The organism is Streptococcus oralis subsp. oralis (assembly GCF_002096595.1).
GTDB lineage: Bacteria > Bacillota > Bacilli > Lactobacillales > Streptococcaceae > Streptococcus > Streptococcus oralis_D.
Map to the genome: position 1 here is coordinate 173321 of NZ_NCUR01000010.1, position 13324 is coordinate 186644.

General features: G+C 39.6%; 13 protein-coding genes. 8 read left to right on the forward strand and 5 right to left on the reverse strand.

Features of this window, described 5'->3' with window-relative positions:
* Window positions 1-7: 7 nt before the first annotated feature.
* The 3 genes from B7714_RS05210 to B7714_RS05220 are packed head-to-tail and all read left to right on the forward strand — an operon-like array spanning window position 8 to window position 2470.
* Window positions 8-781, forward strand: a complete 774-nt coding sequence (locus tag B7714_RS05210; protein WP_084859853.1) for a nucleotidyltransferase domain-containing protein — start codon at window positions 8-10, stop codon at window positions 779-781.
* A 7-nt stretch (window positions 782-788) separates the two neighbouring features.
* The gene (locus B7714_RS05215) at window positions 789-1841 is read left to right on the forward strand and encodes a hypothetical protein (protein ID WP_084859854.1); all 1053 of its coding nucleotides are present in this window, start codon (window positions 789-791) and stop codon (window positions 1839-1841) included.
* 17 nt (window positions 1842-1858) lie between these two features.
* Window positions 1859-2470 carry a tetratricopeptide repeat protein gene (locus B7714_RS05220; RefSeq protein ID WP_084859855.1) on the forward strand — a complete coding sequence of 204 codons (612 nt, stop codon included), beginning with the start codon at window positions 1859-1861 and terminating at the stop codon, window positions 2468-2470.
* Window positions 2471-2490: 20 nt separating this feature from the next.
* On the opposite strand, the gene B7714_RS05225 is transcribed toward B7714_RS05220, so the two are convergent.
* From B7714_RS05225 to B7714_RS09990, 3 genes are read right to left on the reverse strand one after another with little or no spacing between them, the layout of a single operon-like run.
* The gene (locus B7714_RS05225) at window positions 2491-3306 is read right to left on the reverse strand and encodes a TIGR03943 family putative permease subunit (RefSeq protein ID WP_084859856.1); all 816 of its coding nucleotides are present in this window, start codon (window positions 3304-3306) and stop codon (window positions 2491-2493) included.
* Complete coding sequence (locus B7714_RS05230; RefSeq protein WP_084859857.1) at window positions 3303-4208, reverse strand: permease; 906 nt, start codon at window positions 4206-4208, stop codon at window positions 3303-3305. Before B7714_RS05230 ends, B7714_RS05225 begins: the two co-directional genes overlap by 4 nt.
* Window positions 4209-4340, reverse strand: coding sequence for an SPJ_0845 family protein (locus B7714_RS09990; RefSeq protein WP_000268696.1), 132 nt, complete (start codon window positions 4338-4340; stop codon window positions 4209-4211). It abuts the gene before it with no gap.
* A gap of 130 nt (window positions 4341-4470) precedes the next feature.
* Here B7714_RS09990 and B7714_RS05240 point away from each other — a divergent pair, with 130 nt between their 5' ends.
* The 3 genes from B7714_RS05240 to B7714_RS05250 are packed head-to-tail and all read left to right on the forward strand — an operon-like array spanning window position 4471 to window position 7362.
* Entirely contained in the window at window positions 4471-6600 is a 2130-nt protein-coding gene (locus tag B7714_RS05240; protein ID WP_084859858.1) for a Tex family protein, read from the forward strand.
* On the forward strand, window positions 6587-7030 hold the full coding sequence (locus tag B7714_RS05245; protein WP_000778611.1) for a SprT family protein: 444 nt from the start codon (window positions 6587-6589) through the stop codon (window positions 7028-7030). The genes B7714_RS05240 and B7714_RS05245 overlap by 14 nt, the downstream gene beginning before the upstream one ends.
* Window positions 7031-7089: 59 nt before the next feature.
* Window positions 7090-7362 (forward strand): PspC domain-containing protein, encoded by a 273-nt coding sequence (locus B7714_RS05250; protein WP_001092797.1) that lies wholly within the window; start codon window positions 7090-7092, stop codon window positions 7360-7362.
* A gap of 104 nt (window positions 7363-7466) precedes the next feature.
* On the opposite strand, the gene B7714_RS05255 is transcribed toward B7714_RS05250, so the two are convergent.
* Together B7714_RS05255 and B7714_RS05260 are read right to left on the reverse strand one after the other, a co-directional pair.
* On the reverse strand, window positions 7467-8117 hold the full coding sequence (locus B7714_RS05255; RefSeq protein ID WP_042902206.1) for an ABC transporter ATP-binding protein: 651 nt from the start codon (window positions 8115-8117) through the stop codon (window positions 7467-7469).
* A 1-nt stretch (window position 8118) separates the two neighbouring features.
* On the reverse strand, window positions 8119-10113 hold the full coding sequence (locus tag B7714_RS05260) for a DUF1430 domain-containing protein (protein WP_084859859.1): 1995 nt from the start codon (window positions 10111-10113) through the stop codon (window positions 8119-8121).
* Window positions 10114-10557: 444 nt separating this feature from the next.
* On the opposite strand from B7714_RS05260, the gene B7714_RS05265 reads away from it, so the two are divergent.
* Both B7714_RS05265 and B7714_RS05270 read left to right on the forward strand, forming a co-directional pair.
* Window positions 10558-11316, forward strand: a complete 759-nt coding sequence (locus tag B7714_RS05265) for an ABC transporter ATP-binding protein (protein WP_000173369.1) — start codon at window positions 10558-10560, stop codon at window positions 11314-11316.
* A gap of 1 nt (window position 11317) precedes the next feature.
* Window positions 11318-13306 (forward strand): ABC transporter permease, encoded by a 1989-nt coding sequence (locus B7714_RS05270; RefSeq protein ID WP_000489345.1) that lies wholly within the window; start codon window positions 11318-11320, stop codon window positions 13304-13306.
* Window positions 13307-13324: the final 18 nt, after the last annotated feature.

Sequence of the window (13324 nt, forward strand, 5' to 3'; positions counted from 1 at the left end):
GTTGTAAATGCAAACGCAAGAAGAAATGAATGTTCTGGTACCGGAAAAATTAGCAGAAATTGAGCGTGATTACGATGTCACAGTTTTGTGGGCTATTGAGTCTGGTAGTCGTGCCTGGGGTTTTGAGTCTCCCGATAGTGACTTTGATGTACGGTTTATCTACAAACACAAGCAAGATTTTTATCTCCGTTTAAATGAACAGCGTGATGTTATCGAGCTACCAATTGACGATACTTGGGATGTGAGTGGTTGGGATTTAGACAAGACTTTAAAACTCCTTTATAAGTCAAATCCTACACTGTTTGAATGGTTACAGTCACCAATTGTCTATCAACAAACGGATTTTATCGAGCGCATGCGTCCTCTTGCCAACCAGTATTTTTCTGAGAAGAAAATGCTGTATCATTACTTGAATACTGCTAGAACTCAAATGAATAAGTATCTTTCAGGAGACAAGGTCAAACCTAAAAAGTATTTCTATGCGCTGCGTCCTATTTTGGCTTGTCGTTGGATTGAAAAATACCATTTTGTTCCACCGATTTTGTTTGATGATTTGGTCAAAGAATTACTTCCGTCTCAAATGCAGGAGCATGTTTCAAGATTGCTAGACATTAAGATAAATGAGCCTGAAGGTATGGAAATTGATCCGATAATGCCAATTCAAGATTATATTTTAGCTAACATCCAAGAGTTGGATGCATACGTTCAAAGTGTTAGTGAGGAAAAGAAAGACTGGAGAGCTCTAAATCAATTTTTCCTTGAAGAATTAGGCCACGACTGAGGTTTTTATGGGTAAATGGACATGTAAATGTGGGCAAGCAATGAATGACCACCGAGCGCCCGATCCAAATGCTTATTCAGTTTATTCGGATGAGTTGTTTGAAGAAATCATAAATAAAGCTGACGACCATAATAAAATTTCTTATGATGATATTTCTGAAGCGTCATTTTATATGTGGAAGTGCCCTGAGTGTGGCAGTTTCATGGTTTTTGGCGAAGACGGGGATGGAGATCACTTTACTTTTTATGAGCGCCAAGAAGTAGAAAAGGTAGAGCCTCTCTTTGATCCAGATCAAGAGTTAAATCTTGTTGTGGTTGAGTTTCAGGAGGGAGGGAATGGTTATACTTATATCTGTGATGACCCAAATATCCATATAGGACACGCTGTTGTTGTCCCAGTGGGGAAGGAAAATACTGAAAAAACTGCTTTAGTTGTACAGAAGTATCATGCCCTACCAAAGGATATCACTTTTCCTGTTGAAAAGTTAAAACGTGTCATTCGTAGGTATTCACATTTCGACCCAATCACTTCGAAAAACGTTTGTAGAAATTTAATTAAGCTGGGAAGAATTCTTGATGCTTGCTCCAAAAATGCTAACCCCAACTCTCAACAAACATATCATAGTATCAAAACTCCTTTAGGATATTTCTGGTTAGAATTAAATGGAGTTCCAATTTCAATGAAAATCACACAGATTCAAGTCAGCGATAAAAAGTACCAAGTTGATAGCGCCCTTTATATAAAGCCTTCAGAGATTAACTGTAGAAGACTCTATGAACTGGAATTATGTGCAGATTTTGATATTGATGCCTCGAGATGGATCGATGTTCTCTCTGATGAAAACGTTTGGGGAAATACTTGGGAACTAAATGGTCTTCAATTTGGTATTACTGCAGGGGAGTCTCCAGAATTTGAAGACGAAATTGTAGCGAGAAAGTATAGTCGTATCCCACTTTATTATGACTGGCATACTGAGTTTGTAGACTATTATGGATTTAGCCTAGCTTGGAAAAAATACGAGTCTGATAGTGATTTGTCTATTGATTTCTATACAACATAAGCTAGAGGAGAATAAGCATGAATCAAGCCTGGGAATTATTGTTTGAGGGCAAGATTGAAGAGGCTAAAAAATTAGTTGAAGCTGATTTTTCATTGGAAACTTGCACGGATTTTAGTTTGTTAAATTTGATGGGGTATATTTATCTTGAAGAGCAAAAATACAACGAGTGCTTAAGTATCTATCAGCGTTACATTGACTTAGCACGAACTAAAAGTGACCCAGAAAATGAACATATAGGCTATCATCAGTTAGCCATGGTTTATCGTGAAATGAATGAATTTCAAACAGCCCTTTTCTATATCGAAAGAGAGCAAAAAGTCATTGAAGAAGCTTTTACAGAGGATACCCTCAAATCTTCTGTTAACAATTATGAGCAAGGTTATTTACGATTAAAGCTAGGGAAAGTAGCAGAAGCATTCATGTATATGGAACAGTCCTTAAAACAAGCTTTGCAAACAGATGATTTGATTGCCCAAGCTTGTGCTTATAGAGGTTTAGGAGAGATTGGTTCGATACAAAATCCTGAAGAATCACATGAAAATTTTTTACAAGCTATCGCTCTTTTTGAAAAGGCAGGCGATCAGATTGGTGCTCAAGAGGTTAGAAAATTGCTAAATAATAAAAAGTAGCCTTGTCAGGCTACTTTTTATTAAAACACGCGATATACATAAGGATTTTCTGGTTTGTCTACTTTTGTGAAACTCTCAACCTCTAGTGTTGGGAGTTTTTGTTTGAGTTCTTTATGGTAGTGGAGGGTCAGGGTTCCTCTAGCGGTGATCCAAGTATTGTCAGGATACTGGCGCGAGTTTCCCTTGGTTAAGAGTCCGTATACGCCAGAGTCTGCGATACAGTGGATGATTCCAAAGCGAAAGAGAAACTGGCTATCTGGATGGCTAGGATCGTTATAAACAAAGCCTGTAAACTCGATTTTCTTTCCTTCAAACTCCTGAGGATAGTCATAGAGAACTTCCATGACCTCCATATAGTTTTCATCTGTAACCTGAATGGTTGACTGGGAGAGGTATTTATCAGCTGTAGACCTCATTTCCTTTTCATAAGCAGATTTGGAAAAATAGGTGCTGGTATCGGGTTTGAGGTATTGACTGGATGTTCCTTCGCTTGCCTGAATGGCTGTGTTGATTCCCTCAGCAAGTGGGAAATGATAACCTTTGGCAGATACAGTTCTCGAGTCCAAACTTACGGTCGGAAAGGCAACCCCAATCAACAGAGGTAGTGACAGTAAAAGGATACTGATTCGTCTAGCACGACGACTTTCCAAATGGCTGTGAGAGTTGATTTTCTTGATCCAGATATAGAATTGGACCAGAGCCAACAGAAGAGAAAGGATCATGGAGATATAGACTAGATAGGAATAGTGGAGGTTGATGTAGTGACTGAGCTTGCCAGATAGCTGCAGATACAGAGTTAGAGCAAAATAACCCAGTAAAATGAAAAATCGGATCATAGCATCACTCCTATCATGTAAGAATAAAGCAAGACAAACACTGTCACGATGCCCATGAATTGCAAGATGAAGCGCGCTTTGAGATAGTGTTTCATCATGAGGAGATTTTTGATATCAAGCATGGGGCCAATGACCAGAAAGGCAAGGACTGGCGCTAGGCCGAAGCTCGAGAGGAGAGAAGCGCCGATAAAGGCGTCCGCCTCGCTACAAAGAGAGAGGAGAAAGGCTAGAAACATGAGCAAGAGAATCGCAAGGACTGGACTAGCACTGATAGAGGTCAAGATCCGAGTCGGGACATAGACCTGCACGATAGCCGCAAAGAGACAGCCAAAGACCAAGTAACGCCCCATATCGAAAAACTCGTCAATAGCCTGTATAAAGACCTGAAAGGCTTTTCTAGCAGGGGTCAAGTGTGAAAAGTCATGTTCATGACAAGCAATAGGATTCTCTTTTTGAATGGGTTCCTTCCAGAAGAATCCTAGAAAAATACCCAGAACCAAAGCAATCACAATGGCTCCCAGAGCTCGCAAGAAGGTAATTTTTAAGGAATTACCAAAGGCAGAATAAGTAGCGAAAAGAACGATAGGATTGATGATGGGAGCAGTCACCAGAAAGGGAACGGCCGTGTAGCTGGGAACTTTCTTTTCCAGAAAACGATTGATAATCGGAACGATTCCACACTCGCAGGATGGGAAGAGAAAGCCAATGAAGGTACCAAAAAAAATCCTCCCCCAACGATTGCGAGGGAGAAACTCATAAACTTTATCAGGTGTGATATAGACCTCAATCAATCCCGAAATGAGACTCCCAATCAGAACAAAAGGAAGGGCTTCAATCATGATGGAGAGAAAAATAGCTCCCGCTTGTAATACACTAGGAGGAAGAGATTGGAAAATCGTCATCTATTTTTTCTTCTCAACTTTTTCTTTTTTATCTTTGTCATCTGGAAAAGTGACTTGTGTTAAGTCAGGAAGTTTTGCGAATTCTTCAAACATCTTGTCCAAGTCATCAGTTTTTGTAAATTTAACAGCCATGGGCCTACCTCTTTTCTACATTCTACCTCTATTATACTATTATTTTCTTGAAAAGGGATTATTTTGATAATCAAAGAGGTAAAAAAGGGTAGGGCGAAACAAGGGCTGTTCCTTATGGTATAATAGGTATATGGATAAAAAATATGAAAAAATCTCCCAAGATTTGGGTGTAACCTTAAAGCAAATCGATACCGTTCTAAGTTTGACCACTGAAGGAGCGACAATTCCCTTTATCGCCCGTTATCGCAAGGACATGACTGGTAGTCTGGATGAGGTAGCGATTAAGGCCATTATTGATCTGGATAAAAGTCTGACAAATCTCAACGATCGTAAAGAAGCTGTCTTAGCTAAGATTCAAGAACAAGGCAAACTAACCAAGGAATTGGAAGAAGCTATCCTGGCAGCTGAGAAATTAGCAGACGTAGAAGAACTCTATCTTCCTTATAAGGAAAAACGTCGGACCAAGGCAACCATTGCTCGTGAAGCTGGACTCTTTCCTCTTGCTCGCTTGATCTTGCAGAATGTAAATGGTTTAGAGAAAGAAGCTGAGAAGTTTGTCTGTGAAGGATTTGCGACTGGTCAAGAAGCCCTGTCTGGTGCGGTTGATATCTTGGTCGAAGCCTTATCTGAAGATGTGACCTTGCGTTCACTGACCTATCAGGAAGTGCTGAGACACTCTAAAATCACTTCGCAAGTTAAAGATGAAAGTCTCGATGAAAAACAAGTTTTTCAGATTTATTATGATTTTTCAGAGACAGTTGGCAACATGCAAGGTTATCGTACCTTGGCACTCAATCGTGGGGAGAAACTAGGGATTTTGAAGGTCGGCTTTGAACATGCGACGGACCGTATCTTATCTTTCTTTGCTGCCCGTTTCAAGGTGAAAAATGCCTATATAGATGAAGTTGTTCAACAGTCAGTTAAGAAAAAGGTCTTGCCTGCTATCGAACGACGCATTCGGACAGAATTAACTGAAAAGGCAGAAGAAGGAGCTATCCAACTCTTTTCTGACAATCTGCGCAATCTTCTCTTGGTTGCTCCGCTGAAAGGGCGCGTGGTTTTAGGATTTGACCCTGCCTTTCGTACAGGTGCCAAGCTGGCAGTCGTTGATGCGACAGGAAAAATGCTGACGACTCAAGTCATTTATCCAGTAAAACCAGCCTCCGCTCGTCAAATCGAAGAAGCCAAGCGAGACTTAGCCGACTTGATTGGCCAGTATGGCGTGGAAATTATTGCTATCGGAAATGGAACGGCTAGTCGTGAAAGTGAAGCCTTTGTGGCGGAAGTTCTTAAAGATTTTCCAGAAGTCAGCTATGTTATCGTCAATGAAAGTGGTGCTTCAGTCTATTCTGCTAGTGAACTAGCTCGTCAGGAGTTTCCAGACTTGACCGTTGAAAAGCGCTCTGCTATCTCAATCGCCCGTCGCTTGCAAGATCCTCTTGCTGAATTGGTCAAAATTGATCCCAAGTCAATCGGTGTCGGGCAATACCAGCACGATGTCAGTCAGAAGAAACTGTCTGAAAGTCTGGACTTTGTCGTCGATACCGTAGTCAACCAAGTTGGTGTCAATGTCAATACAGCTAGCCCAGCACTTCTCTCCCACGTAGCTGGACTCAATAAAACTATTTCTGAAAATATTGTCAAATACCGTGAGGAAGAAGGGAAAATCACTTCACGCGCACAAATCAAAAATGTTCCTCGTTTAGGTGCCAAAGCCTTTGAGCAAGCTGCAGGTTTCCTCCGTATTCCGGAAAGTAGCAATATTCTTGATAATACTGGAGTTCACCCAGAAAACTATGCTGCGGTTAAGGAACTCTTCAAACGCTTGGATATCAAGGACTTGAATGAAGAAGCTCAAAGCAAACTCAAGTCCCTTTCAGTCAAAGAAATGGCGCAAGAACTAGAACTTGGTCCAGAAACCCTTAAAGATATCATTGCTGATCTTCTCAAACCAGGTCGAGATTTCCGTGATTCCTTTGACGCACCTGTGCTTCGTCAAGATGTCTTGGATATCAAGGATTTAAAAGTCGGCCAGAAACTGGAAGGTGTGGTGCGGAATGTCGTTGACTTCGGTGCCTTCGTTGATATCGGGATTCACGAGGACGGCTTGATTCATATTTCCCATATGAGTCGTAAATTTATCAAACATCCCAGCCAAGTGGTATCAGTCGGAGATTTGGTAACGGTTTGGGTCAAGAAAATCGATACCGAACGTGAAAAAGTCAATCTGTCGCTCTTAGCTCCAGATGAAACTGACTGAGTACGTTCAGTCTGTTTCCCTCGAAGACTTTGGTAGACCTTTTACCCACCAAGCCCAGTGGAATTCTCGTCTGCGAACGACAGGTGGACGATTTTTCCCCAAGGATGGGCATTTGGACTTTAATCCCAAGGTTTATAATGAACTAGGTTTGGAAGTCTTTCGCAAAATCGTGCGCCATGAACTCTGTCACTATCACCTTTATTTTCAGAAAAAGGGTTATCGACATAAGGACCGAGATTTTAAAGAACTTTTGAAAGAAGTGGATGGACTGCGCTTTGTTCCCCATTTGAAAGACCAAAGTAATTTCCTGGTCTATCAGTGCCAATACTGCCAGCAACGCTATCAACGCAAGAGGAAGGTTGATACAAAACGCTATCGCTGTGGCGTCTGCCGTGGCAAACTCGTCATCTTAAATCGGCCTAAGGACTGATGTTTGTGAACCTGTTTCATGCTATACTACTTGTAAGAATACCGAAAGAGGAAACAATCATGAATACAAAATTTTATAAAATGAGACGAAATCGTATGGTGTCAGGAGTTTTAGCTGGGCTATCAGACAAGTGGAATTTTGATGTAACCCTAGTCCGCTTTCTCTTCGCCATTTTTACCGTAGCAAATTTTGGAATTGGTGTGATAATCTACATCATCCTTGCCTCTATCCTGCCAACTAAGGAAGAAATCGAAGCCGAAATGTACGGAACAGGACCACGCAAACGTAAGGAAGCCCAAGCCATTGAAGACAATGATGGCTGGTTTTGGTGAGATTTAACAGGGAAAATTTATTATTTGCACTATGTTACTTAAAAGAAGCAGCATAAATGACTGAAAATCCCTTGTGGTTATTTAGCCACAAGGGATTTTGATATTTAAGTATATTCTTTTCCATCTTGAGAGAGATGAATTACCTGATCAGCCATTTTCCAAATACTAGGATTGTGAGTTGCGATGATAATTGTTCTATTAGCATTACGAAGTTCAAGGAGAATTTCCATAATTTCCTTGGAATTTTTTGGATCTAGCGAGGCGGTAGGCTCATCAGCTAAAACTAAAGGAGGATTTTTCAGGATAATCTTAGCAAGCGCTACGCGTTGAGCTTCACCACCAGATAATTCATAGATTTTTTGGTTGAGACTTAGATAATCTAGTCTGACAGCTTGTAGTGCTTGAAGAAGAAGTCTCTCTTTTTCTTGTTTCTTGTTCTGTTTTTTGCCAATCAGTCCCAGCTCAAGGTTTTCTCGAATGGTCTGACTTTCTAATAGTCCGAAGTTCTGGAAGAGATAACCTAGCTCGTTACGATAGAATTCCTCATTTTTTAGAGAAGTCAAAGACTTTCCTTTATAAATGATTTCTCCTTTGTCGAAAGTCTCTAGTTTTGCAAGCATATTGAGCAAAGTGGTTTTTCCACAACCACTGTCTCCTATCAAAGCATATACCATACCACTTTGAAAATTCAGATTCAAGTCTGAAAAAATAATACGAGAACCAAATTGTTTCCAAATATGTTGTAATTCAATCATACTATCCTCCTTTGATGATGCTAGCATAGGTTTTACTTTCCTTCTTATCACAGATTTTCAATAGAAGAACGGCTAAACTTGAAAAGCTGAAAAATAGGATTAGGGTAATCCAGATATTCTTAGAAATAATGAAAGCTAGACCACTTCCGAGAAAGAGAGCTGCTATTTGAGAAGTGATATATCTACTGTGTAATTCAAAGAAATAATAGCCTGCTATTTTTTTCAAGAATATGGTTTTGCGAAAGGCTTCAAAATAGAGCAGATTTAAACTTGTAAACAGCAAAATTGAAGTCAAAATAGCAAACATAGCACTCGCTAAGTTACTAAAAATTTCGATTTTAATTTTTTGATTTAACTGGAGATAGGTTTCCCTAGCAGACGATAGCCCTGAGACCATTTGATCAAGTTGATAGTGTTTTAAAAGTTCTTGTGTCTGGTGGAGGTCTGTAAAATAGAGATATTCTAGATTTGTAAACCAGAAGATGGAGGAAGCCTTACCAAGTGCTTTAGGAGAAAGCACAAGAAAGATGGGATTTGATAACCATTGATCATAAGCGATATGGGTGGTATTATAGAGAAATACATCATTATTTTTATTGGTATAAGCTATACTAATTTCGACAGTTTGATTAGACTTGCTACTGTATAATCGGTTGGTTAACTCTTGTTGCAAGTTTGCTTTTATATCTTTTTCATTTTTTTGTAGTTCTTCTGGGAGTATGGCAAGGATCTGTCCATCTTTGAGGGTGTTGATTTTTTGAAAGGTTTCTGATGTTAACTTTATACCTTCTTTTTTGAAGTAGTTAGGTGTTACATAGAGAATATTTTTTCCTTCCACACCATAAGGGTTATTTTCAGTTTCATTATGATTTGAGATAGCTTGCTTAAGAGCTTGCTCAACTAGATTATGTTTAATAAGGAAGGCATTCTCATTATCTATAGCATGCTGAATAAAGTCAAACCATTTATCAGCATTTGTCTGCAGTTCATCTAAATTTTTCATCTGACTGGAACGCCCTGTTTGAAGAGTAACAACATTGGAGCGTTGTTCCCAAGTAGCTTGTCCAGCCTCATTTTTCTCAAGTATATGATAGTAAGTAGACATACGTCCAAATCCTACAATAACCAGTAGAATGGCAAGTACCTGACCAAAGTAGAGAATGCGTAGAATTGACTTGATTGGTAATTTTCCTTTGATGATAGAGAGGAGATGGACTTTTTTTAAAGAAATGGTAAAAAGAAAGGCAATTAGAAGACTAAGTAAGAGAAGTAGGCTATTGTAAAGAATAAAAAGTATTCCTAGAAAAGTCTGAACTTCATAAGGATATCCTAGGGAAACGAGCAAGACACTTGCTATCAGCAAAGCAGGTAGACCAAAAAGAAGGATATCAAGTCCGTCTCTTGCGAGAGAACGAAAGAAGAGATGGCTCAGTCGTTCTCCAGAAATCAATCGAATCCCTGACTGAGAGAGAGATTGAATTTGGCCAATAACAATCAAAGCTAAGAAAGTCAGCAAAAAGATTAACATACTGGTAAGCTGATTAGGTTGGGTAAAGAGGGCAAGTACAAAGGATACTCTGTCATTTTCAAATGCATTCGCTTTTTCTAGTCCAAGTTCTTTCAGATGAGTGGCCAATTCTTGACTAGTTAGGGATCCGCTGATAATATTGTAGTTGTTGAGAAGATCGCTCTTGTGAATGCTTTCTTGACTTGCTGGAGGCATCCAGTCTGGGAGTTTCCCATCTCCAAAAACTTCGTAGTAAGTTTGTGATTTTCCATCACTATCTACTTCCCAAATGGTTCTTGCGATAAGACTATTATGTTCTTTAGCAAGACTATTTAATTCTTCTTTAACGGTAGAATAATCTGCTTGCCCACTTAATACTGCTGCACCCGGGAACAGGATTTGTGGAAGAGAGTCTTTCCAAAAGGACAGAGTGGCAATGAGAAAGAAAGTTAAAAGAAGATTGCTGATAAAGAGAAAAACACGTTTCATAGGAACCTCTTTCTAAAAAAGAGGGGCTGAACCTCCCTCCTTATAGCAGCGATACGAATGATAGTTTAGCACTTTTAAAAATAATTATCAGAAAGCTAATTCTTTTACAAGACGTCAAAGAAAGCCTTTTCATAATTTAATTTTACTATTATTTTAAGGATAAAACAAGCAATACTATGGCTTTTTATAGTAGCTATTTTCATAAATATTCTTCAATCTTACAAAAATGTAAGATTAAAGTCTCTTTTGTAAGGTTAGATTATGGCAAGCCGTCTTTTTTTGCGATAAACTAGACTCATAAAGAACAAAGGAGCAAAACCATGAAAAGAATTTTACAAAAGAAAACAAGAAAACCAAGTCAAAAAGATATCGAGCGTGTTCAACTGGGATGCGCTATGATGCAAGCACAGTTTCAAATGATGGGATATTAAGAAGGAGAAAATCATGACACTTTTAGATGTAAAACACGTTCAAAAAATCTACAAAACACGTTTCCAAGGCAACCAAGTAGAGGCCCTCAAGGATATTCACTTTACCGTGGAAAAGGGTGACTACGTGGCTATCATGGGAGAGTCTGGTTCAGGAAAGTCAACCCTGCTCAACATTCTAGCTATGCTGGATAAACCAACTCGTGGGCAGGTTTACCTGAATGGAACCGACACAGCCACTATTAAAAATTCACAGGCTTCGAGTTTCCGTCGTGAGAAGTTGGGATTTGTCTTCCAAGACTTTAACTTGCTAGATACCTTATCTGTTAAGGACAATATCTTGCTTCCGCTAGTTTTATCACGAAAACCCATCACGGAGATGATGAAGAAATTGGTGGTAACAGCTGAAAATTTGGGCATAAACCAATTGCAAGAGAAGTACCCTTATGAGATTTCTGGTGGTCAAAAGCAACGGGTAGCAGTAGCACGCGCCATCATCACAGAACCTGAAATTCTCCTTGCCGATGAGCCAACAGGAGCCCTTGACTCCAAGTCATCTGCAGCACTTCTGGATGTATTTGATGAAATCAATGAACGTGGCCAAACCATTCTCATGGTAACTCACTCAACGGCAGCAGCCAGCAGGGCCAAGCGCGTTCTCTTTATCAAAGACGGCATTCTTTACAACCAAATCTACCGTGGAGACAAGACAGAGCGTCAGATGTTCCAAGAAATCTCTGATACTTTGACTGTTATGGCAAGCGAGGTGAATTAGTATGTTCCGATTAACCAATAAGTTAGCGGTATCCAACTTGATCAAAAACCGCAAACTCTACTATCCCTTTGCTTTAGCTGTTCTCTTAGCAGTGACCATCACCTATCTCTTTTACTCACTGTCGCTTAATCCTAACATTGGCAAGATCCGAGGGGGAGAAACTATCTCTATGACGCTTGCCCTCGGTATGGTGGTTGTTACCATCGCTTCTGGAATTATTGTACTTTATGCCAATAGTTTTGTCATGAAGAACCGCTCCAAGGAGCTGGGTGTATATGGTATGCTGGGTCTCGAAAAGCGCCATTTGATCAGTATGGTTTTTAAGGAGCTTCTTATTTTTGGTTCCTTAACCTTGACAGCTGGTCTCGGTCTAGGAGCTCTCTTTGATAAGCTAATCTTCGCCCTTCTTCTGAAGCTGATGAAGATGAAAGTGGAGCTCGTTTCGACTTTCCAACCAATTGTCTTTATCCTAGTTCTCATCGTCTTTGGAGCTATCTTCCTAGGTCTGATTTTTATCAATGCCTTTCGTATTGCACGCATGAATGCCCTTCAGCTCTCTCGTGAGAAGGCCAGTGGTGAGAAAAAAGGACGTTTCTTAGGTGTCCAAACCATTCTAGGTCTGATTAGTTTGGGAGCGGGTTACTATCTAGCAGTAACAGTCGAAAACCCACTTTCTGCTGTTCTGATTTTCTTCGTAGCAGTTTTGTTAGTAATTTTGGGAACTTATCTTCTCTTCAATGCAGGGATTACAGTTTTCTTACAAATCTTAAAGAAAAACAAGCGTTATTATTACCAACCCAACAACATGATTTCCGTATCCAATCTCATTTTCCGTATGAAGAAAAATGCGGTTGGTCTGGCGACGATTGCTATTCTCTCAACCATGGTCTTAGTGACTATGTCTGCTGCAACAAGTATCTTTAAGGCATCAGAAAACTTCAAGAAGGTCATGAATCCACATGATTTTGGGATTACAGGACAGAATGTTGAAAAAGAAGATATCGAAAAACTCTTGAGCCAGTATGCTAGTGAAAAAGGATTGACTGTCACAAAGAAAGAAGTCCTTACATACAGTAACTTTGGTGTGGCAAATCAAGAAGGTACGAAATTGACAATTTTTGAGAAGGGTCAAAATCGTGTTCAACCGAAAACTATTTTTATGGTCTTTGACCAAAAAGACTATGAGAATATGACAGGACAGAAACTTGCACTTTCAGGTAAGGAAGTTGGATTGTTTGCTCAAAACAAGCAACTTCAAGGTCAAAAAGAACTGACTCTGAATGACCAGACCTACACGATCAAAGAAGAAATCAAAAAAGATTTTATTCTTGAACATGTCCCAAATCAGTACAATATTCTAACTTCGGATTATAACTATTTGGTTGTTCCTGACTTGAAAGCCTTTCTTGACCAGCATCCTAATTCTTCCATCTTTAATCAATACTATGGTGGTATGAATGTAACGGCTAGTGAGGAAGAGCAGCTTAAAATTGCAGATGACTATTCAAAATTCGTTAACAACTTTAATAGAGAACTAAACAAAGAAGGAAGCTATGTTTACGGAAGCAATCTGGCTGATAGTAGTGCGCAGATGAGTGCTCTCTTTGGTGGAGTTTTCTTCATCGGTATCTTCCTCTCTATCATCTTTATGGTGGGAACGGTTCTTGTCATCTACTACAAACAAATCTCTGAAGGCTATGAAGATCGTGAACGCTTTATCATTTTGCAAAAAGTCGGTCTCGATCAAAAGCAAATCAAGCAAACCATCAATAAACAGGTCCTAACTGTTTTCTTCCTCCCATTGCTCTTTGCCTTCCTACACCTTGCCTTTGCCTATCATATGCTTAGCCTCATCCTAAAAGTAATTGGGGTGCTAGATGCGACCATGATGTTGACTGTCACTTTATCCATCTGTGCTATCTTCCTCATCGTCTATGTCTTAATCTTTATGATTACCTCAAGAAGCTATCGCAAGATTGTGCAAATGTAAAAAAAAGATACCTCGATA

What these genes read in the sequence shown, in the direction of transcription:
- B7714_RS05215 (WP_084859854.1), top strand. Translation starts at nt 789, where the DNA reads ATGGGTAAATGGACATGTAAATGTGGGCAAGCAATGAATGACCACCGA.
- B7714_RS05225 (WP_084859856.1), bottom strand. Translation starts at nt 3,306, where the DNA reads ATGATCCGATTTTTCATTTTACTGGGTTATTTTGCTCTAACTCTGTAT.
- B7714_RS05245 (WP_000778611.1), top strand. Translation starts at nt 6,587, where the DNA reads ATGAAACTGACTGAGTACGTTCAGTCTGTTTCCCTCGAAGACTTTGGT.
- B7714_RS05220 (WP_084859855.1), top strand. Translation starts at nt 1,859, where the DNA reads ATGAATCAAGCCTGGGAATTATTGTTTGAGGGCAAGATTGAAGAGGCT.
- B7714_RS05250 (WP_001092797.1), top strand. Translation starts at nt 7,090, where the DNA reads ATGAATACAAAATTTTATAAAATGAGACGAAATCGTATGGTGTCAGGA.
- B7714_RS05230 (WP_084859857.1), bottom strand. Translation starts at nt 4,208, where the DNA reads ATGACGATTTTCCAATCTCTTCCTCCTAGTGTATTACAAGCGGGAGCT.
- B7714_RS05240 (WP_084859858.1), top strand. Translation starts at nt 4,471, where the DNA reads ATGGATAAAAAATATGAAAAAATCTCCCAAGATTTGGGTGTAACCTTA.
- B7714_RS05260 (WP_084859859.1), bottom strand. Translation starts at nt 10,113, where the DNA reads ATGAAACGTGTTTTTCTCTTTATCAGCAATCTTCTTTTAACTTTCTTT.
- B7714_RS05265 (WP_000173369.1), top strand. Translation starts at nt 10,558, where the DNA reads ATGACACTTTTAGATGTAAAACACGTTCAAAAAATCTACAAAACACGT.
- B7714_RS09990 (WP_000268696.1), bottom strand. Translation starts at nt 4,340, where the DNA reads ATGGCTGTTAAATTTACAAAAACTGATGACTTGGACAAGATGTTTGAA.
- B7714_RS05270 (WP_000489345.1), top strand. Translation starts at nt 11,318, where the DNA reads ATGTTCCGATTAACCAATAAGTTAGCGGTATCCAACTTGATCAAAAAC.
- B7714_RS05255 (WP_042902206.1), bottom strand. Translation starts at nt 8,117, where the DNA reads ATGATTGAATTACAACATATTTGGAAACAATTTGGTTCTCGTATTATT.
- B7714_RS05210 (WP_084859853.1), top strand. Translation starts at nt 8, where the DNA reads ATGCAAACGCAAGAAGAAATGAATGTTCTGGTACCGGAAAAATTAGCA.